This window comes from Streptomyces sp. NPDC046939, assembly GCF_040644575.1.
Lineage (GTDB): Bacteria > Actinomycetota > Actinomycetes > Streptomycetales > Streptomycetaceae > Streptomyces.
Genome location: NZ_JBEYWV010000009.1, coordinates 1 through 20,159 on the forward strand (window position 1 = coordinate 1; position 20,159 = coordinate 20,159).

Annotated in this window: 17 protein-coding genes; 5 read left to right on the top strand and 12 right to left on the bottom strand. The window is 72.3% G+C overall.

The genetic code is table 11. From position 1 onward, the window contains the following. Positions 1–397 precede the first annotated feature (397 nt). The 6 genes from proC to ABZ877_RS12045 form a co-directional block, all read right to left on the bottom strand. A complete protein-coding gene (proC, locus tag ABZ877_RS12020; RefSeq protein WP_361068398.1) occupies positions 398–1,240 on the bottom strand; it encodes a pyrroline-5-carboxylate reductase in 843 nt (280 codons plus the stop codon). Positions 1,241–1,367: 127 nt separating this feature from the next. Next, a complete protein-coding gene (locus ABZ877_RS12025; RefSeq protein WP_361068401.1) occupies positions 1,368–2,105 on the bottom strand; it encodes an ABC transporter permease in 738 nt (245 codons plus the stop codon). Between the two features lie 41 nt (positions 2,106–2,146). Further along, a complete protein-coding gene (locus ABZ877_RS12030; RefSeq protein WP_361068404.1) occupies positions 2,147–2,956 on the bottom strand; it encodes an ABC transporter ATP-binding protein in 810 nt (269 codons plus the stop codon). 46 nt (positions 2,957–3,002) lie between these two features. After that, the gene (locus tag ABZ877_RS12035; protein WP_361068407.1) at positions 3,003–3,926 is read right to left on the bottom strand and encodes a methyltransferase domain-containing protein; all 924 of its coding nucleotides are present in this window, start codon (positions 3,924–3,926) and stop codon (positions 3,003–3,005) included. 47 nt (positions 3,927–3,973) lie between these two features. Next, entirely contained in the window at positions 3,974–4,483 is a 510-nt protein-coding gene (locus ABZ877_RS12040; protein WP_361068410.1) for an EamA/RhaT family transporter, read from the bottom strand. 30 nt (positions 4,484–4,513) lie between these two features. Next, positions 4,514–4,843, bottom strand: coding sequence for an SH3 domain-containing protein (locus tag ABZ877_RS12045; RefSeq protein WP_361068413.1), 330 nt, complete (start codon positions 4,841–4,843; stop codon positions 4,514–4,516). Positions 4,844–5,050: 207 nt separating this feature from the next. Here ABZ877_RS12045 and ABZ877_RS12050 point away from each other — a divergent pair, with 207 nt between their 5' ends. Next, complete coding sequence (locus ABZ877_RS12050) at positions 5,051–7,210, top strand: serine/threonine-protein kinase (RefSeq protein WP_361068416.1); 2,160 nt, start codon at positions 5,051–5,053, stop codon at positions 7,208–7,210. Between the two features lie 6 nt (positions 7,211–7,216). Here ABZ877_RS12050 and ilvD read toward each other — a convergent pair whose 3' ends face one another. From ilvD to ABZ877_RS12070, 4 genes are all read right to left on the bottom strand, one after another. Then, positions 7,217–9,070: a dihydroxy-acid dehydratase gene (gene ilvD / locus ABZ877_RS12055; RefSeq protein WP_361068419.1), complete on the bottom strand. Its 1,854-nt coding sequence runs from the start codon at positions 9,068–9,070 to the stop codon at positions 7,217–7,219. Positions 9,071–9,164: 94 nt separating this feature from the next. Further along, positions 9,165–9,797, bottom strand: a complete 633-nt coding sequence (locus tag ABZ877_RS12060; protein WP_361068422.1) for a TetR family transcriptional regulator — start codon at positions 9,795–9,797, stop codon at positions 9,165–9,167. Further along, the gene (locus ABZ877_RS12065) at positions 9,794–10,618 is read right to left on the bottom strand and encodes a sugar phosphate isomerase/epimerase (protein ID WP_361068425.1); all 825 of its coding nucleotides are present in this window, start codon (positions 10,616–10,618) and stop codon (positions 9,794–9,796) included. Before ABZ877_RS12065 ends, ABZ877_RS12060 begins: the two co-directional genes overlap by 4 nt. A gap of 398 nt (positions 10,619–11,016) precedes the next feature. Continuing rightward, entirely contained in the window at positions 11,017–11,946 is a 930-nt protein-coding gene (locus tag ABZ877_RS12070; protein WP_361068428.1) for a Ppx/GppA phosphatase family protein, read from the bottom strand. An 83-nt stretch (positions 11,947–12,029) separates the two neighbouring features. On the opposite strand from ABZ877_RS12070, the gene ABZ877_RS12075 reads away from it, so the two are divergent. Then, positions 12,030–12,944, top strand: a complete 915-nt coding sequence (locus tag ABZ877_RS12075; protein ID WP_361068431.1) for a hypothetical protein — start codon at positions 12,030–12,032, stop codon at positions 12,942–12,944. A gap of 18 nt (positions 12,945–12,962) precedes the next feature. On the opposite strand, the gene ABZ877_RS12080 is transcribed toward ABZ877_RS12075, so the two are convergent. Then, positions 12,963–14,906: a hypothetical protein gene (locus ABZ877_RS12080; protein WP_361068434.1), complete on the bottom strand. Its 1,944-nt coding sequence runs from the start codon at positions 14,904–14,906 to the stop codon at positions 12,963–12,965. A 221-nt stretch (positions 14,907–15,127) separates the two neighbouring features. Between ABZ877_RS12080 and radA the strand changes: the two genes are divergently transcribed. Together radA and disA are read left to right on the top strand one after the other, a co-directional pair. After that, complete coding sequence (gene radA / locus ABZ877_RS12085; protein WP_361068437.1) at positions 15,128–16,537, top strand: DNA repair protein RadA; 1,410 nt, start codon at positions 15,128–15,130, stop codon at positions 16,535–16,537. A gap of 99 nt (positions 16,538–16,636) precedes the next feature. Beyond that, the gene (gene disA, locus ABZ877_RS12090) at positions 16,637–17,761 is read left to right on the top strand and encodes a DNA integrity scanning diadenylate cyclase DisA (protein ID WP_361068440.1); all 1,125 of its coding nucleotides are present in this window, start codon (positions 16,637–16,639) and stop codon (positions 17,759–17,761) included. Between the two features lie 108 nt (positions 17,762–17,869). Here disA and ABZ877_RS12095 read toward each other — a convergent pair whose 3' ends face one another. After that, on the bottom strand, positions 17,870–18,727 hold the full coding sequence (locus tag ABZ877_RS12095) for a hypothetical protein (RefSeq protein ID WP_361068443.1): 858 nt from the start codon (positions 18,725–18,727) through the stop codon (positions 17,870–17,872). A 137-nt stretch (positions 18,728–18,864) separates the two neighbouring features. Here ABZ877_RS12095 and ABZ877_RS12100 point away from each other — a divergent pair, with 137 nt between their 5' ends. Beyond that, positions 18,865–19,521 carry a phosphatase PAP2 family protein gene (locus ABZ877_RS12100; protein WP_361068446.1) on the top strand — a complete coding sequence of 219 codons (657 nt, stop codon included), beginning with the start codon at positions 18,865–18,867 and terminating at the stop codon, positions 19,519–19,521. The last annotated feature ends 638 nt before the right edge of the window (positions 19,522–20,159 follow it).

The window sequence follows — 20,159 nt, forward strand, 5'->3', positions numbered from 1 at the left end:
TCAGATCTTTTCGATCCGATTTCCTCGGGGTCTTGCTCGGTACTTCTTTCGCTTTCCGGCCTTTCGGCCTTCCTGCGGTGTTGACTCTATCAGATGCTTTCGGGCCTGATTCCCTGTCAACCGGGTTTGCCTTCCCGGCCCTTCGGCCGTTCCGACTCGTGAGACTTTAGCGGAATCCCGGTCCCCGACCTAATCGGGGTCCCGCTCTTTCGAACGCGGATTCCTCATTACGCGAAGGCGTGCGCAAACGGCGCGACAAAGAGCGTCGCGCGTTTGAGTAGGTCTTGCGGAATGGTCGTCCGGGGCCGACCAGAGGCGGCGCTCACGTCGGACAACTCGGAGCACAATACGTACCGGGCCGGGGCGTGTCAACTTGCCGCCCCGGCCCGTCGGGCGGTCAGCCGTTGTTGCCGGAGGCCAGGGCGCGGCTGCGGTCGCGGGCCGCTTCGAGCGCGGCGATGAGGGCCGCGCGTACGCCGTGGTTCTCCAGCTCGCGGATGGCGTTGATGGTCGTACCGGCGGGGGACGTGACGTTCTCGCGGAGCTTCACCGGGTGCTCGCCGCTGTCGCGGAGCATCGTGGCGGCGCCGATGGCGGACTGGACGATGAGGTCGTGGGCCTTGTCGCGGGGCAGGCCGAGCAGGATGCCGGCGTCCGTCATCGCTTCGACCAGGTAGAAGAAGTAGGCGGGGCCGGAGCCGGAGAGGGCGGTGCAGGCATCCTGCTGGGACTCCGGGACGCGGAGCGTCTTGCCGACCGAGCCGAAGATTTCCTCGGCATGGGTGAGGTGGGCGGCGGTCGCGTGCGTACCGGCGGAGATGACGGACATGGCCTCGTCGACCAGGGCCGGGGTGTTGGTCATGACGCGGACGACCGGGGTGCCGGATTCCAGGCGCTCTTCGAAGAACGTCGTCGGGATGCCGGCCGCGCCGCTGATGACCAGGCGGTCGGCGGGGAGGTGCGGGGCGAGTTCGGTGAGCAGGGTGCCCATGTCCTGGGGCTTGACCGTGAGGATCAGGGTGTCGGCCCGCTTGGCGGCTTCCTGGTTGGTGACCGGGGTGACGCCGTAGCGGGTGCGGAGTTCCTCGGCGCGTTCGGGGCGGCGGGCCGTGACCATGAGGTCCTCGGGGTTCCAGCCGCCGCGGATCATTCCGCTGAGCAGGGCTTCGCCGATCTTGCCGGTGCCGAGTACGGCGAGCTTGTGGCGCGGGTTCGGGCTCGTCTGGGGCGTCTGGCTCATGTCGGCTCGGGCCTTCCGTGTGCGCGTGTGCGGCTGCGTCGTCCGGTCGCATCCTCGCATCGGGCGGGGCGGGTGGTCGGGGCTTGTCCGGTGGACGGACGGGGCGCCCGGTACACGTAGGTGCGGGTCAGGCCGTGCGGCGGCGGAGGGTTGCCGCGCCCAGCGCCAGGACGAGGACGGCGCAGCCCGCGACGATCAGGGTGTCCCGGACGTAGAGGGCGGTGAGGTCGGTGTGGCGCAGGACCTCGTTCATGCCGTCGACCGCGTAGGACATCGGAAGGACGTTCGAGAGGGCTTCCAGGACCGGCTGCATCTTGTCGCGTGCGGTGAACAGGCCGCACAGGAGGAGCTGGGGGAAGATCACCGCCGGCATGAACTGGACCGCCTGGAACTCCGAGGCCGCGAACGCCGAGACGAACAGGCCGAGCGCCGTGCCGAGCAGGGCGTCGAGGAGGGCCACCAGGAGGAGGAGCCAGGCTGAGCCCGTGACGTGCAGGTCGAGGGCCCAGAGGGCGAGGCCGGTGGCCAGCGCCGACTGGACGATGGCGAGGGCGCCGAACGCGAGCGCGTAACCGGCGATGAGGTCGGCCTTGCCAAGTGGCATGGCGAGCAGGCGTTCGAGGGTGCCGCTGGTGCGTTCGCGGAGGGTGGCGATGGAGGTCACCAGGAACATAGTGATCAGCGGGAAGATGCCGAGGAGCGAGGCGCCGATGGAGTCGAAGGTGCGCGGGCTGCCGTCGAACACGTAGCGGAGGAGGAACAGCATCACGCACGGGACCAGCAGCATCAGCGCGATGGAGCGGGGGTCGTGGCGGAGCTGGCGCAGGACGCGGGCGGCGGTGGCGGTGGTGCGGTACGTGTTCATGGCGGGTCCGTCCCGGGGTGAGCGCGGAGGGGTGTGCGGGGTCAGTGGGTGGTGGCGTTCGCCACGTCGACCAGGTGCAGGAACGCCTCTTCGACCGTGGGTGAGACCGTGCTCGTCCGCAGGGCTTCGGGGGTGTCGTCGGCGAGGAGTTCGCCGTCGCGCATGAGGAGGAGGCGGTGGCAGCGTTCGGCCTCGTCCATGACGTGGGAGGAGACCAGGATCGTCGTGCCGCGGGTGGTGGCCAGGTCGTGGAAGAGGTTCCAGAGGTCGCGGCGCAGGACGGGGTCGAGGCCGACCGTCGGTTCGTCGAGGACGAGGAGTTCGGGGGCGCCGAGGAGGGCGACGGCGAGGGAGACGCGGCCGAGCTGGCCGCCGGAGAGGTTTCCGGCGAGGGCGTCGGCGTGGGTGGTGAGGTCGACGTCGGTCAGGACGCGGTCGACGTCGCGGCGGCGGCGTTCGGTGGCGGCGCGGCCGGGGTCGAGGATCGCGGCGAAGTAGTCCAGGTTCTGCCGCACGGTCAGGTCGAGGTAGACGGACGGGGCCTGGGTGACGTAGCCGACGCGGGCGCGCAGAGACGGGTGGCCCGCGGGTCTGCCGAGGACTTCGAGTGCGCCCGTGACCTTGGCCTGGGTGCCGACCAGGGTGCGCATCAGGGTCGACTTCCCGCAGCCGGAGGGGCCGAGGAGGCCGGTGATCTGGCCGCGCGGGACGGTGAAGTCGAGGCCGTGCAGCACGGTGCGGGGGCCGCGTACGACGGTGAGGCCCGTGGCGCGGACGGCGGGGGTGACGGCTTCCCCGATGCCGGTACCGGTGCCGGTACCGGTCTCGGAGGAGCCCGAGCTTTTATTCATCACGTGATGAATATTGCGCCTGGCGGTACGGCCCGGTCAAGAGGCGTCAGGGGGCAGGCTTGCGGAGCACGGTCAGCTCCAGGACGTACGCGTCGTCGACGATGCCGTCGGGGAAGCGGGCGAGGACGTGGGCGCGTTCGGCCGCCAGGATCGGGGCCGAGCGCTCGGGGCCGAGGACCGCGAAGTAGGAGCGGCTGCTCAGGTGGTCCAGGTGCAGGTCGACCGGGATGCGGCGGGACCAGTGCAGGCGGCGGACGACCGGGGTCGTGGGCAGGCCGAGCGCGGCCATGAGGGCGGGGGCGTCGGTGGAGACGCCGTGGCGGTGGTAGCCGGGGAGCGCTTTCTGGAGCCGGGCCTCCTGGGCGACGGTCCATGCGGCGTCGGGGTCCGGCACGTTCCACCACACGGCCAGCGCGCCGCCCGGCCGCAGCACGCGCAACGCCTCCGGCACCGAGCGGGCCGGGTCGGTCCAGTGCCAGGACTGGGCGTACGTGACCAGGTCCACGGAGGCGTCCGCGAACGGCAGGGCGTCGCCGACGGCGCGGACCAGGGGGACGTCGGGCAGGGAGCGGCGCAGTTCGGCGCCCATGCCGGGGCCCGGTTCGACGGCGACGGTGCGGGCGCCGCGGTCGCGCAGGAGGCGGGTGGCGATGCCGGTGCCCGCGCCGACGTCGAGGACGCGGGCGCCGCGCAGGTCCAGCGCCGCCAGCTCCTGTATCGCGTCGAAGAGCTCGGGGGGATAGCTGGGGCGGGCCGCGGCGTACTGGGCGGCGACGGTGTCGAAGGAGAGGGCGAGGTCGGGGGAGGCCGGTGTGCCGGGGGCGGCCGGCGCGCCTGTGGAGCCCGGTGTGCCTGCGGGGCCGGATGCGACTGCGGCATCCGGCGTGTCTGTGGAGACCGGCGTGTTTGTGGGGTCTGGCGTGTCTGCGGGGTCCGGTGTGGCTGCGGGGCGCGGTGGCGGGTTTGTCATGGGGGCATAGTCGTCGCGCCGGGACCCCTCTGCCAGCTTCCGGGCGGTCAGCGCTCCTTCTTGTTCCGCGGCTTCTTTGCCGGGTTGCCGGCGCGGCGGGCGGTGCGGCGTTCGTACTGCTCGCGGGCGGTCTCGTACTCCTGCCTGCGGAGCTTCTCGCCCGGGGCCTCGGTGAGGCAGCGCAGGGCGTGGGCGACGAGGACGCCGACGAAGCCGATGGTCATGAAGCCGCGCAGGGACGCCTGGCGTTCCGGGTCGGGGCGCTGGGTGAAGCCGCTCCAGGTGCGGGTGAAGGCGAGGGCGCTGCAGATCGCGAACATGACGACGACCAGGACGTTCACGAAGGAGCCGACGTCCGCGATGGCGAGCCCCTGGTAGGCGAGGCGCAGGACGAGGCAGCCGGCCGCGGCGGCGACGAGCGCGCCCACGCCGACGGCGGCGCGGCGCAGGGCGTAACCGCCGCTGTGGTCCACCCAGGTCGTCCCGAAGAAACGGATCTCCTCGGGACGGGGGCCCGGGCTTGTGCTGCTGGTGTCTGTGCCGTTCTCGTCGCTCACGGGTCGATTATCGCCGGGCGACGGGGGAGGTCAGGCGCAGCGGGGGGCCACGTAGCCGTCGCTGCCGGTGTGCACGTAGGAGTCGGAGATGTACTCGCCGACGCCGATGCAGTCCCAGATGTTGGTGGTGCCGTAGGGGCCGGTGACCCACTGGCCGGGCTTCTGGCAGTTGATGGTGACGCGGGCGTTCAGCGGCAGGCGGCGGACGATGCGGTACTGGGTGCCGGGGCCGCTGCGGACGTTCACGGTGTAGCCCGGGGCCACCGGGTAGGAGGCGGCCGCCGTGGCCGTCGCCTCGGTCACCGTGAGTTCTTCCGCCGCCCCCGCTCTCTCCGTCGCAGGCACGTGTTCTGTCGCCATGTCCGTCTCCCCCGTGATCATGGAACGGTCCTCGTTCAGCGTTTGTTGAGGACCCGTTGCGATGGTGTGTGGGCGGAGGCTAGCAAGCCTCTCCGGTCCCGGACGAACCTTCGACTAGGCTCCGTGCGTCGCGCGCACACGGAGATCCGGTAGGACACCGGTTCGGGACCGGGCACGACGATCACGACGACATCCACGGGGGTGGACATGCCGTCACGGCCGAGCATCGGGCCCGACGCGGAAGCGGAACGTCCGGAGTATGCCGGGCACTATCGCCTGGAGGAGCGCCTCGGCGCGGGCGGCATGGGCGTGGTGCATCTGGCGCGTTCGGCGGCGGGGCTGCCGCTCGCGGTGAAGGTGGTGCACGCGGAGTTCGCCGAGGACCCGGAGTTCAGGGGCCGCTTCCGGCAGGAGGTGGCGGCGGCGCGGCGGGTCAGCGGGGCCTTCACGGCTTCTGTCGTGGACGCGGACCCGGATGCCGAGCGGCCCTGGATGGCGACCCTGTACATCCCCGGCCCGACCCTCGCCGAACACGTCAAACGGAACGGGCCGCTGACGCCCGCGGAGTTGCGGCACGTCACCGCGGGCCTCGCGGAGGCGCTGCGCGACATCCACCGGGTGGGTGTGGTGCACCGGGATCTGAAGCCCAGCAATGTGCTGCTCGCCGAGGACAGCCCGAAGGTGATCGACTTCGGGATCTCGCGGCCCAAGGACAGCGAGCTGCGCACCGAGACGGGGAAGCTGATCGGCACGCCGCCGTTCATGGCGCCGGAGCAGTTCCGCAGGCCGCGTGAGGTCGGCCCGGCGGCGGACGTGTTCGCGCTCGGCTCGGTGCTGGTGCACGCGGCGACCGGGCGCGGGCCGTTCGACTCGGACAGCCCGTACCTCGTCGCGTACCAGGTGGTGCACGACGAGCCGGATGTGACGGGTGTGCCCGAGGAGCTGGCGCCGCTGGTGCTGCGCTGCCTGGCGAAGGAGCCGGAGGACCGGCCGACGCCGGACGAGCTGATGGCGGAGATGCGGGCCTTGTCCGCGCGGTACGACACGCAGTCGTTCACGACGGGAGGGTTCGCGGACTCCCTGGCGGACCGGTCGTTGATACCGGCGCAGCGGAAGCCGTCCGAGCCGGTCTCCGCCCCGGAGCCCGAGCCCCGGTCCGAAGCCGAAACCGAAACCGAACCGGAGGGGAAGCAGCCCGCCCGTCTCCGGACCCGGGTGCGTGCCGCCGTCATCGGCGGTCTGGCGCTCTGCGGCGCCCTCGCGGCGGCCCTGACGCTGCTTCCGCACGCCGCCGACGACGCGCCCGCCCCTCGTACGGCGGAGGTCGCGTCTCACGCGTGGAGCCGGCAGGTCGGTTCCGGTCCCGGGACGGCGTGCTCGTACGGGGAGGGGGCCCTGCGGTGCGCCGCGCCCGGGGTGCTGGCCGCGTCCCTCGACCCGCGCGACGGCACGGTCCTGTGGCAGCGCGAGGCGACCGGCCGCGCCGACGGCAACGCGCCCGCACCGGTGCTCGCCGGCGGTCTGCTCCAGGTCGTCACGGCGGACAGCGCCCGACTGCTCGCGCTCGACCCGGCGACCGGAGAAACCCGCTGGTCGAAGGGGATCGCGGCGTACCAGGGCCAGGTCCAACCGGTAGGGAACACGATCCTGCTGGCGGCCCCCGACGGCACGCTGACCGCGCTCGACGCCAGGACCGGCGAGCAGCGCTGGCGGCACACGCTTTCGACGCCGCAGCCCATGCTCTCGTACCCCGGCGGCTCCCTGGCCTACGCCGTCACCCTGGCTCCGGACGGGGTGAACACGCTGGTCAGCGCGGTGGACCCGGCGACGGGAGCGGTGCGCTGGCGGCACCGGTCGCCGGGGGCGGCCATGCCGGTGGGGGTGGCGGACGACGTGGTGTGGTGCGCGCGGCGCGGGACGGACGGCGCGACGACGGCCCTGACGGGCCACCGCGTCTCCGACGGCAAGATCACCCGCCGCGTCACGCTCACCCTCCCCCTGCCCCAGGCGACGGTGTCGGTCGCCGACGGCAAGGCGTATCTGCTCGCGGCGGGCGGGGCACTGGTCGCGCAGGACCTCACGTCCGGCAGGCAACTGTGGCGCTCGGAGACCTCGATGAGCAGGGGCTCGACACCGAGCGTCGACAGCGGGGGCCGCGTGTACGTGTCAGCCCCCGACGGCCGCCTCCTGGCTCTCGCCCCGGACACGGGCCGCCCCGTGGGCCAGACCCGGCCGCGCCCCGGGGCCCGTACCGACCGGCTGGTGACCGAGCTGTCGCCCCCGGTCGTGGCCGGGGACCAGGTCTACGCGACCGCCCCGGACGGCACCGTGTTCGGCGCGGACCGGGGGCGGCCGCAGGACTGGTGAGGGTGGTCAGCCGAGCTTGCTGACGTCGCGGACGGCGCCGCGGTCCGCGCTGGTGGCCATGGCGGCATAGGCGCGGAGGGCGGCGGAGACCTTGCGCTTGCGAGACTTGGGGGCGTAGACGCCGCCCAGGGCCTCGCGGCGGGCCGCCAGCTCCTCGTCGGACACGAGAAGCTCGATGGAGCGGCCCGGGATGTCGATGCGGATGCGGTCGCCGTCCTCGACGAGGGCGATCGCGCCACCGGCGGCGGCCTCGGGCGAGGCGTGGCCGATGGAGAGCCCCGAGGTGCCGCCGGAGAAGCGGCCGTCGGTGACGAGCGCGCACGCCTTCCCCAGACCACGGCCCTTCAGGTACGAGGTCGGGTACAGCATCTCCTGCATACCCGGGCCGCCCTTGGGACCCTCGTAGCGGATGACGACGACGTCACCCTCCTTCACCTGCTTGAGCAGGATCTTCTCGACGGCCTCCTCCTGCGACTCGCAGACGACGGCCGGCCCCTCGAAGGTCCAGATGGACTCGTCGACGCCGGCGGTCTTCACCACGCACCCGTCCTCGGCGATGTTGCCCTTGAGGACGGCGAGGCCGCCGTCCTTCGAGTAGGCGTGGGCGATGTCGCGGATGCAGCCACCGGCGGCGTCCGTGTCGAGGGAGTCCCACCGCTCGGACTGCGAGAAGGCTTCGGCGGAGCGCTTGCAGCCGGGGGCGGCGTGCCACAGCTCGACGGCCTCCTCGGAGGGGGAGCCGCCGCGCACGTCCCACGTGCCGAGCCATTCCTTGATGGACGCGGAGTGGACGGTGTGCACGTCCTCGTGGAGCAGCCCGCCGCGGTACAGCTCGCCGAGGATCGCGGGGATGCCGCCGGCGCGGTGGACGTCCTCCATGTAGTACGTGCCGCCGGGCGCCACGTTCGGGGCGACCTTCGCCAGGCAGGGGACGCGGCGCGAGACGGCGTCCATGTCGGCGAGCGTGTAGTCCAGCTCGGCCTCCTGCGCGGCGGCCAGCAGGTGCAGGATCGTGTTGGTGGAGCCGCCCATGGAGATGTCGAGCGCCATGGCGTTGTCGAAGGCGGCGCGGGTGGCGATGGAGCGCGGGAGCACGGAGTCGTCGTCACCGTCGTAGTACCGCTTGGTGATGTCCACGATGGTCGCGCCCGCCTTCTCGTACAGCGCCTTGCGGGCGGTGTGCGTGGCGAGGACGGAGCCGTTGCCCGGCAGCGACAGGCCGATGGCCTCGGTGAGGCAGTTCATGGAGTTGGCGGTGAACATGCCGGAACAGGAGCCGCACGTGGGACAGGCGTTCTCCTCGATACGGAGGATGTCCTCGTCGGAGACGTTCTCGTCGACGGCGTCGCTGATGGCGTTGACGAGGTCCAACTTGCGCACGGTGCCGTCCACGAGGGTGGCCTTGCCTGCCTCCATGGGCCCGCCGGAGACGAAGACGGTCGGGATGTTGAGGCGCAGGGCGGCGTTGAGCATGCCCGGGGTGATCTTGTCGCAGTTGGAGATGCAGACCAGGGCGTCCGCGCAGTGCGCCTCGACCATGTATTCGACGGAGTCGGCGATGAGGTCGCGCGAGGGCAGGCTGTAGAGCATGCCGCCGTGCCCCATGGCGATGCCGTCGTCGACGGCGATGGTGTTGAACTCGCGGGGGATGCCACCCGCGGCGCGCACGGCGTCGCTGACGATGCGACCCACGGGGGCGAGGTGCGTGTGCCCGGGCACGAACTCGGTGAACGAGTTGGCCACGGCGATGATCGGCTTCCGGCCGATGTCCGCACCGGGTACACCGGAGGCGCGCATAAGGGCGCGGGCGCCCGCCATGTTGCGGCCGTGGGTGACTGTGCGGGACCTCAGCTCGGGCATCGTCGCTCGCTCCTTCAGACAGAAAAGACTGCGTCCGACCCTACGCCGCCGCTCCAAGATCCGGACAGCCTGTCCGCATGCCGGGACGCCCGTCTCACGAGGACCCGGCGCCGAAACCCGTCAGATGCCCCTGCACGACGGGCGCGAGCCGCGCGACGAGCACCTCGGCATCGACCGACGCGAGCGGCTCGACCTTGATCACGTACCGGAGCATGGCGGTCCCCACCAACTGCGCGGCGGCGAGCGAGGCCCGCAGCTCGGCCTCCTGCTCCGGCACGTCGAGACGCCGCCCGATACGCGCCAGCAACTGGGCGGCGACGAGCCGCCGGAAGACCCCGGCGGCGACCTCGTTGTTGACGGCGGACCGTACGACGGCGAGGACGGGCGCCCTGGTCACCGGGTTCTCCCAGACACCGAAGATGAACCGGGTCAACTGTTCGCCGATGCTGTCCAGCGGCCCGTCCGCCAGCCGGTCGGGCGCTTCGAAAGCAGGAGCGAGAGCCGCCTCCACCGAGGCGGCGAACACCTGCTCCTTGGTCCCGAAATAGTGATGCACGAGAGCCGAATCAACCCCAGCGGCTTTGGCGATCCCCCGCACGGAAGCCTTCTCGTACCCCCGCTCGGCGAACTCCTCCCGGGCGGCACCGAGAATCAGCTCACGGGTCCCCGGACCGTCGGCGCCGTCCCTCCGGGAGGGCCGCCCCCTCCGCCGTACGGACTCACTCATGAACGCGGCACTCGCACCGCCGACGCCAACTGCAACCGCGTGAACGCGAGCGCCTCCGCGAGATCGGCCTCACGTTCAGCGCTAGACATGGCCCGCCGGGTATTGACCTCGATCACCACATGCCCGTCGAACCCGCTGACGGCCAACCGCTCCAACAACTCGGCACACGGCTGAGTCCCGCGCCCGGGCACCAGATGCTCATCCTTGTTCGACCCGTTCCCATCGGCCAGATGCACATGACCGAGCCGGTCCCCCATGCGGTCGATCATCTGCATGGCGTCCGTACGGGCGGTGGCGGTGTGGCTCAGATCGACGGTGAAATGCCGGTAGTCGTCCTTCGTGACGTCCCAGTCGGGCGCGTAGGCGAGCATCTCCCGATCCCGATACCGCCACGGATACATGTTCTCGACGGCGAACCGCACATCCGTCTCATCGGCCATGCGCCAGATACCGCTCACAAAGTCCCGGGCGTAATTGCGCTGCCACCGGAACGGCGGATGCACCACGACCGTCGACGCGCCGAGCTTCTCCGCCGCCGTCTTGGCCCGCTGCAGCTTCACCCACGGATCCGTCGACCACACCCGCTGCGTGATCAGCAGACATGGCGCGTGCACGGCCAGTATCGGGATCCGGTGATAGTCGCTGAGCCGGCGCAGCGCCTCGATGTCCTGGCTGACGGGATCGGTCCACACCATGACCTCGACACCGTCGTAGCCCAGGCGCGCGGCGATCTCGAAAGCCGTCGCCGTCGACTCCGGATACACCGAGGCGGTCGACAGGGCGACCTTCGCATCCGGGATGCGCACCACTGGTTCTGCCACGCAAACAGAGTACGGGGCCCTTGCCGGGCGGGGGGATGGTGGTTGGCCCTGGGCCGGGATCTGTGCCGCTCTTCACAGCGCGGCGGCGCTGCATTCCAGCCCCGGGGCTCTGCCCCGGACCCCGCTGCCTCTCGTACAAAGGCGGGGCTTGAACGGGGCGATATGGGTAAGCCGATGGTCGGCGGGAGGGGGCGGTCGGGGTATGTGCGCGCGCAGCACTCGCGCACGCGGTGACGGCGGCCAACGCAACCGGCGATGCCATCAAGATGGCGAGCACGGACATGCCCCGGGCGCCCCCGTACCCACCCCGACACCTGTCGGATCGAGACAGACAGCCGCCAGGAGACCCCAGACGGCCACCCTCCATTCAAGCGAGCAGGCAAGCAACCACCCCCGGCTCAGCCAGGCAGATGGTCGAGCCGCCGCAGGATGACCCCCTCCCGCAGCGCCCAGGGACAGATCTCCAGCGCCTCCACCCCGAACAGATCCATCGCCCCCTCCGCCACCAACGCCCCCGCGAGCAACTGCCCGGCCCGCCCCTCGGACACCCCGGGCAACTCCGCCCGCTCGGCCACGGTCATCGCCCCCAGCCGAGGCACCCAGTCCTCCAACGACTTCCGCTTCAACTCCCGCTGCACATACACCCCCTCCGCGGAGCGAGCCGCCCCGGCCAGCCGAGCCAACTGCTTGAACGTCTTCGACGTAGCCACGACATGATCCGGCGCCCCGAACCGACTGAACTCCCCCACGGTCCGCGCGATCTCCGCCCGCACATGCCGCCGCAACGCCTTCACATCGGCGGGCTCCGGCGGATCCCCGGGCAGCCACGACGCGGTCAGCCGCCCGGCCCCGAGCGGCAGCGACACCGCCGCGTCGGGCTCCTCGTCCATCCCGTACGCGATCTCCAGCGACCCGCCCCCGATGTCGAGGACGAGCAGGGTCCCGGCGGACCACCCGAACCACCGCCGCACGGCGAGGAAGGTGAGCCGGGCCTCCTCCTCCCCGCTGAGGACCCGCAGCTCGACGCCGGTGGCCTCTTTGACCCGCGCGAGGACCTCGTCCGCGTTGGACGCCTCCCGCACGGCCGAGGTCGCGAACGGCAGCAGGTCCTCGACGCCCTTGTCCTCGGCGGCCTCCAGCGCGTCGAGCACCGTACGGACGAGCCGCTCGACGCCCTCCGCCCCGATCGCCCCGCGCTCGTCGAGGAGTTGAGCGAGGCGCAACTCCGCCTTGTGCGAGTGGGCGGGCAGCGGCCGGGCTCCCCCGTGCGCGTCCACCACGAGCAGATGGACCGTATTCGAACCCACGTCGAGGACACCGAGTCTCATATAAGGAACGCTACTGCCCACACGCGCCCGCTCATCGGCCGCAGAGGTCTTCCCGTCCCCCTCGACGCGCTTACTCTGGAACCGTGCCAAAGACGAAAAAGGCCAAGGCCGACAAGAGCGACAAGAGCGAGAAGAAGTCGGCAAAGCAGAAGAAATCCCTTGAGCCGCGCCCGGAGCAGCTCCTCCAGATCCAGCCAGGCCCGGTTCCTCCGGCGACCGAGCCGGACGAGAAGGGGATCGACTTCCCGCGCGCGTGGGTCGAGTTCCCGGACCCGGCCGACGAGGAGCAGGTCTTCCGCTGTGATCTGACATGGCTGACCTCTCGTTGGACCTGCATCTTCGGCAGCGGCTGCCAGGGCATCCAGGCGGGCCGCGCGGACGACGGCTGCTGCACGCTGGGCGCGCACTTCTCGGACGAGGACGACGAGAAGCGGGTGGCGGAGCACGTGGCACGGCTGACGCCGGACATCTGGCAGCACCACGCGGTGGGCACGAAGACGGGCTGGGTGTCGCAGGACGAGGACGGCGAGCGGCAGACCCGCCCGTACAAGGGTTCGTGCATCTTCCAGAACCGTCCGGGCTTCCCGGGCGGCATGGGCTGCTCCCTGCACATCCTGGCGATCAAGGAGGGCCGGGAGCCGCTGGAGACGAAGCCGGACGTGTGCTGGCAGTTGCCGGTCCGCAGGACGTACGAGTGGATCGACCGCCCGGACGACACGCGCGTGCTGCAGGTCTCGATCGGCGAGTACGACCGCAGGGGCTGGGGCCCGGGCGGCCATGACCTGCACTGGTGGTGCACGTCGGCGACGTCGGCGCATGGCGCGGGCGACCCGGTGTACGTCTCGTACCGCCCGGAGCTGATCGAGCTGATGGGCAAGGACGGTTACGACAAGCTGGTGGAGCTCTGCGAGGAGCGCCTGGCGGCGGCGCCGAAGGGCCGCCCGCTGCCGGCGGCGCACCCGGCGGACCCGGCGCAGGTGCCGGGCCCGCGCGCGTAACGTCGTCGCGCCCGGCACTCAGGGGCTGGCGCTGCCGGACCCGGACGGGTCGGAGGGCGCGGGCTCCGATCCCCCCGGGGTGCTGGGGCCGGGGTCGGAGGGCGAGGGATCGCTGGGCGAGGGATCTCCGGTCCCGCCGGACGGATCGGACGGCGAAGGCTCCCCGGTCCCACCGGTCCCACCACCCGACCCACCGGACTCACCACCAGACCCACCGGACCCGCCAGTCCCACCACCAGACCCACCAGACCCACCCCCAGTCCCACTCCCACCACCGGACCCCGACCCAGACCCCGAGCCGGACCCGGACCCAGACCCAGACCCAGAGCCGGACCCAGACCCATGCCCCGCCCCATCCCCAGGCCGCGGCCCATGACTGCTCCCATGCCCGGCCCCGTGCCCCGGATGATGGCTCCCCCACCGCCCGTACCCCTCAATGGAGATGACGGCCCCGGACGGATCGATGCCGACGCGGGCGCTCCAGTGCCCGTACGGCTCCCGGTCCTGGTCGACGTAGACCTGGAGGGTGATGGACTGCCCGGGCTGCAGCGTCCCGGAGGTCCGGCTGAGGTGGAGCCAGGACGCGGGCGTGTGCGCGGCCCAGTGGACGGCGGAGCTGCCGGACGCGGTGAGCGTGATGAGGGTCGTCTCCCCGCTGGGCTGCGCCTCGACGGTGAGCCGCCCGGGCCCGGTGGCACCCGCGCGCGTGGGCGGCGAGATCACCTCGACGGAGACGTCGTCGGGCGAGGAGCGGCCGTCGCGGCTGAAGCGGGGGTCGGGGGTGGTCCTGGCGTTGCCCGCGTTCTCGTAGGTGTCACCGCTGCGCTCGCCGGCCGGCCCGTCCGGGTCGCCGGTGTCGCTGGCGCTGATGGAGCGGCCGTCGGCGCCTTCCCCGGTGAGCGGCGCGCCCCGGTAGGCGGCCCAGAGGGCGATGACGGGGGCGGCGACGACGGTGGCGACGACGGTCGTGGTGACGGCACGCGCGCGGAGCCGGTCGCGGCGGGCGGCGCGGTCCTTGGGGTCCATGGGGAACCCGAGCCGGTCGAAGCGGGGCGCGGCGCTGTGGCGGCGCGGGGCGTGCATGGCGTGGTGGAGGGCGGCGCGCGGGGCGTCGACGAGGGGCAGCGCGGCGGGGGTGACGGAGGTGCCGGGCCAGCTGCCGGGGGTGGCGCGCTCGGCGGTGCGGCGGCAGCGGGGGCAGTCGTCGACGTGCCGGACGAGTTCGCGGCGCAGGGCGGTGGAGAGCAGGAGCTGGTTGTCACCGGTGAGGCGGGCGACGCTGGGGCAGGTGCCGGTCTGGACGACGGCGAGGGCGGTGCGGGTGCGCTCGACCTCGCAGGCGGCGGCCGCGAGCAGTTCGCGGGTGGCGCCGGGGTCGGAGCCGAGGACGGCGGCGACCTCGCGGGGCGAGAGCTGGTGGCGCACGGCGAGTTCGAGGGCCTCGCGCTGCTCGGGGGTGGTGCCGGCGGCCTCGGGCCAGGCGAGGAGGGCGAGCTGTCGGCGCCGCTCCTCCTGAAGAAGCGAGTCCTCACCGCCAGGGCCGGGGGTCGAGCCCGGCCCGGACGCCGCCCAGGACGGGGTCACGGGCGGCGCCGGCTCGGCGGGGCGGTTCTTGCCCGCGCCGTGCGTGGCCTGCCGCCGCCGCTTGGCCTCGGCGAGACGGCGCAGGCAGGACCAGCGGGCGAGCGCGTACAGCCATGCCCTGCGGTCGGTCTCGGAGTCGGCGGCGGGGGCGCGGGAGCCGCGGCGCTCGGCGAGCGCGAGGGCGTCACCGAGGGCGGCGATCGCCTCGTCGTGGTCGCAGAGCACGGAGAGGCAGTACGTGAACAGGCCGTCGAGACAGGGCTCGTAGCGGGCGGGCGGGCGCTGGGGAACGGCGCGCGGCACCGGCCGCCGCGTCCCGGTGCGCTGGGCCCGGTGTGCGCCGGTGGTCTGGGTGGGGGTTTCCGGCCTGCTGCTCATCACCCGTGCGACCGTAGGCGGCGGGCGCGGACCTCTTGCGCCCCCTTGCACACTTTTAATCCTTACGGGTGAAACGATCCCTCGAAAGGGGACAGGAACCCTGTATTCCGTGGCCAGCGCGGCTACGCGGGGCAACGGCCAGGGGCAAGGTCACCCCGGATACCCACCGCCGTCGGCGGCGGCGCGGGGCGCTGTCAGTGGTGCCCGCTACGGTTTCGACCATGGCTGCCCGTACGAAATCCGCGAAGGACCGCCCGTCCTACCGCTGCACCGAGTGCGGCTGGCAGACGGCGAAGTGGCTGGGCCGCTGCGCCGAATGCCAGGCGTGGGGGACGATCGAGGAGTACGGCGCGCCCGCGGTGCGCACGACCGCCCCCGGCCGGGTGACGACGTCCGCGCTGCCCATCGCGCAGGTCGACGGCAAGCAGGCGACGGCCCGCAGCACGGGCGTGCCCGAGCTGGACCGGGTGCTCGGCGGCGGTCTCGTACCGGGCGCGGTGGTCCTGCTGGCGGGCGAGCCGGGCGTCGGCAAGTCCACGCTGCTCCTGGACGTGGCGGCTAAGGCGGCGGACGCGGAGCACAAGACGCTCTATGTGACGGGTGAGGAGTCGGCCTCGCAGGTCAGGATGCGGGCCGACCGCATCAAGGCGATCGACGACCACCTCTATCTGGCGGCGGAGACGGACCTCTCCGCGGTGCTCGGCCATCTGGACGCGGTGAAGCCGTCCCTGCTGATCATGGACTCCGTGCAGACGGTGGCGTCGCCCGAGATCGACGGGGCGCCCGGCGGCATGGCACAGGTCCGCGAGGTCGCGGGCGCGCTGATCCGCGCCTCGAAGGAGCGCGGCATGTCCACGCTGCTCGTCGGCCATGTCACGAAGGACGGCGCGATCGCGGGCCCCCGTCTGCTGGAGCACCTGGTGGACGTGGTCCTCAACTTCGAGGGCGACCGGCACGCGCGCCTGCGTCTGGTCCGCGGCGTGAAGAACCGGTACGGGACGACGGACGAGGTGGGCTGCTTCGAACTGCACGACGAGGGCATCACCGGCCTCGCCGATCCCTCCGGCCTGTTCCTGACCCGGCGCGACGAGCCGGTCCCCGGCACCTGCCTGACCGTCACCCTCGAAGGCCGCCGCCCGTTGGTGGCCGAGGTGCAGGCGCTCACGGTGGACTCGCAGATCCCCTCCCCGCGCCGTACGACGTCCGGCCTGGAGACGTCCCGCGTGTCGATGATGCTCGCGGTGCTCGAACAGCGCGGCCGGATCAGCGCCTTGGGCAAGAGGGACATCTACTCCGCGACGGTCGGCGGCGTGAAGCTGACCGAACCGGCCGCCGACCTCGCCATCGCGCTCGCCCTCGCCTCCGCCGCGAGCGACACCCCGCTGCCGAAGAACCTGGTGGCGATCGGCGAAGTGGGCCTCGCGGGCGAGGTCAGACGGGTCACCGGGGTGCAGCGCAGGCTCGCCGAGGCGCACCGTCTCGGGTTCACCCACGCGCTCGTTCCGGGCGATCCGGGCAAGATCCCCGCCGGTATGAAGGTCCTGGAAGTCGCCGATATAGGGGACGCGCTGCGGGTGCTGCCCAAGAGCCGTCGGCGAGAGGCCCCACGGGAGACGGAGGAGCGCCGGTAGACTTTGCCCTGGTCTCGCCTGTGCGTGCGAACGCGACAACCGTACGAACGCGACAAACCCCAAGGCGGCGCCCAAGAGTCTGCGATCCGGAGGAATGCAGTGGCAGCCAACGACCGGGCGGCAGCTCCCGGCAAGTCCGGAGGGAGCTCCGGCGCGGACGCCTCGATGCGGGCCGCGCTGAGCGCCGTGGCGCCCGGGACGGCCCTGCGGGACGGTCTGGAGCGGATCCTCCGCGGGAACACCGGCGGGCTCATCGTCCTCGGCTCCGACAAGACCGTCGAGGCGATGTGCACGGGCGGTTTCGTCCTCGACGTGGAGTTCACGGCCACCCGCCTGCGCGAGCTGTGCAAGCTCGACGGCGGCATCGTGGTCTCCTCCAACCTCGACAAGATCCTGCGCGCCGGGGTCCAGCTGGTCCCGGACCCGATGATCCCCACCGAGGAGACCGGCACCCGGCACCGCACCGCGGACCGTGTGAGCAAGCAGGTCAACTTCCCCGTCGTCTCGGTCTCCCAGTCGATGCGTCTCATCGCGCTCTACGTCGGCGGGCAGCGCCGCGTCCTGGAGGACTCCGCGGCGATCCTCTCCCGCGCCAACCAGGCGCTCGCCACCCTGGAGCGCTACAAGCTCCGCCTCGACGAGGTCGCGGGCACGCTCTCCGCGCTGGAGATCGAGGATCTCGTCACCGTCCGGGACGTCACGGCCGTCGCCCAGCGCCTGGAGATGGTGCGCCGCATCGCCACCGAGATCGCCGAGTACGTGGTGGAGCTCGGCACCGACGGACGGCTCCTCGCGCTCCAGCTCGACGAGTTGATCGCGGGTGTCGAGCCCGAGCGGGAGCTCGTCGTACGGGACTACGTGCCCGAGCCGACGGCCAAGCGGTCCCGCACCGTCGACGAGGCGCTCGTCGAACTGGACTCGCTGCACCACGGTGAGCTGCTCGAACTTCCGACCGTGGCGCGCGCCCTGGGGTACACCGGCTCGCCCGAGGCGCTCGACTCCGCGGTGTCGCCGCGCGGGTTCCGGCTCCTCGCCAAGGTGCCGCGGCTGCCCGGGGCGATCATCGACCGGCTCGTGGAGCACTTCGGCGGGCTGCAGAAGCTGCTCGCCGCGAGCGTGGACGACCTGCAGACCGTGGACGGGGTCGGGGAGGCGCGGGCGCGGAGCGTTCGGGAGGGGCTGTCCCGGCTGGCGGAGTCGTCGATCCTGGAGCGGTACGTCTGAGAGAGCTGGAGCCAGCCCTCCGGCTGATTCCAGCCCCTCCGGCGCTTGAGGAGCGGGGCCCGGGGCGGAGCCCCGTGGCGGTGGGCCGAGCCCCGATCCAGCTCTACCTCAGTCCGACTTCAGCACGAAGGACGCGCGGGCGGCGGCCAGTTGGGCCCCCTTGACCTCGACCAGGTACGTACCCGGACCCGCGGACCCCGCCGGAGGCGTGGCGCAGTGCGGCGTGCTCGGCTTGCGGTCCCACGTCAGCGTCTGCGTGACCTTGCCGCCCGCCGGGACCCGGAGCAGGATGCCGCCCGTACCGGCCGGGCAGTCCTCCGACGACCAGAACTTCTCGTCGCCGCCCGCCTTCGTGATCGTGACGACCGCCGTCCTCGGGCCCAGATCGACCTTGCAGTCCTTGTCCGTGGTGTTCTTGACGGCCAGTTCGAGCTTCGGCTTGTCGCCCGGCGCGTACGAGTTGTGGAGGCTGCGCACGGCCAGGGTCACACCGCCCGCCGTGCAGTCGGGCAGGCTCGATCCGGCCGGGACGCGGTCGCCTGAGGTCGAAGTGGAGCCGCCGCCATAGCCGTTGCCGCCGCTGTTGTTGGCGGCTGCGCCCGCGCCCGCGCCGCTCCCGCCTGCGGAGCCGCCGGCGCCGTCGTCCGCGCCGGTGCCCGCGCCCGCGTCGTCGCCCGAGCCGCCGCCGGAACCGGAGCCGCTTCCCGAGCCGCCGCCGCCCGACTCGTCGCGTCCGCCCGGATGTTCGGTGATCGCGGGGCCCGTGCCGGACGGGCCCGGTGTGATCACGTCCGTCGGATGCTTGCCCTTGGAGTCGTCGGCGCCATTGCGCCCGCCCCCGCCGCCCAAGTTGACGATCCATACGACGAGCAGCGCGAGGAGCACCACAACGGACGCCAGAACAACCCTCCTTCGCCAGTAGATGGAGGAGGGAAGCGGCCCGATCGGATTGCGCAGAGATCCCACGCCCCAAACCTTACGGCCGAACGGGCGTTGTCCCGTGCTCACCCGCCGTCCCACGCGGCAAGTTTTCCGGATCATCATCACGGACGGCACACCCGGGCGGCTCCACGCGTCCCCGGCATTGCGTACTGTCCGTCACCATGGGAACCATCGACTCCGATCTCTATCGCGGCATCCTCAGATTCGCGCACGACACACCCTCCTGGATCCAGTACTTGATGGAGGTGTGGACGGAACTGGGGCTGCTCGTCTTCGCCGTGCTCTTCGTCGCCGCCTGGGGGCGGGCGCGGCGCGGCGATCCGCGCGCCCTTGCCGTGGCGGTACTTGCGCCGCTCGGCACCGCCGTGGCGTATGTGTGCAGCGAGTTGGCGAAGTCGGGGATCGATGAGGAGCGGCCCTGCCGGGCCGTGTCCGGGGCGTTGCCGTCGCTGATCGACTGTCCTGTGTACGGGGACTGGTCCTTCCCCAGCAACCACGCGACGATCGCTGCCGCGGCGGCGGTGGGGCTGGCGCTGGCGTGGCCGAGACTCGGGTTCTTCACCGTGCCGATGGCGATCCTCATGGCGTTCTCCCGGGTCTTCGTGGGCGTCCACTATCCGCACGACGTGGCGGCGGGTCTGCTTCTCGGCACCCTGATGTCGCTGCTGGTGGTACGCCTCCTCACGCGGCCGGGGGCACGGCTGACGGAAACGATGCGGGGTTCGGGCAACGGCCTGGCCCGCTGGTTCACGGGCCCGGGCCCCATGGCGCCGTCCGGTGGCCGACGACGCTCGGGGGGCGGGGCGCACAGGCGGTAGGGCGCGGGGGCAGCCCGCGCCAGGGGTACATGCAGGGCGCTGTAGGGCGCGGCCTGCCGGATGGTGGGGCGGGGCCGCGCCGGCGTACCTCCTCGGCCGGATCGGTCTGATCGCCCGCTGTCCGCCCAGAGGTCGCGTATCCGGCGCTGGATTCCGGCGGTGTCCTGCGGGGGCACCCCGACACGTCCCCTCCCGTGGCGACGCGGGTGCGGCCCGGTGGTCCATACGGTGACCAATCCCAGCCGCCTCGGGCAGTCCGCCCCCCACCCGGACGCCCACGCTCCGCCTAGGGCAATCTGCCGTCCACCACCCCCACCCTGGGCGCCCCCGCCCCGCCGTGGGCAACCTGCCACTCGCCCCACCTCCCCACCCGGGCCGCCCTCGTCCCGCCGCGGGCAACCTGCCGCCCCCCGCACCTACCCCCGTCCGGGGCGCCCCCGCCCCCGCCTTGGGCAACCTGCCGCCCCCGCACCCCCACCCCGGGCGCCCCCGCCCCCGCCTTGGGCAATCTGCCGCCTGGGGCGGCAGGGTGGGCAAGGCGGCACCCCCAGCGCCGGGCAACCGCAAAAGCAGGGCCCGCTAACACCCCGCCCCCCGGCGGACGCCCCGACCGGCTTGGGCGGTCTGGCTTCATCAGA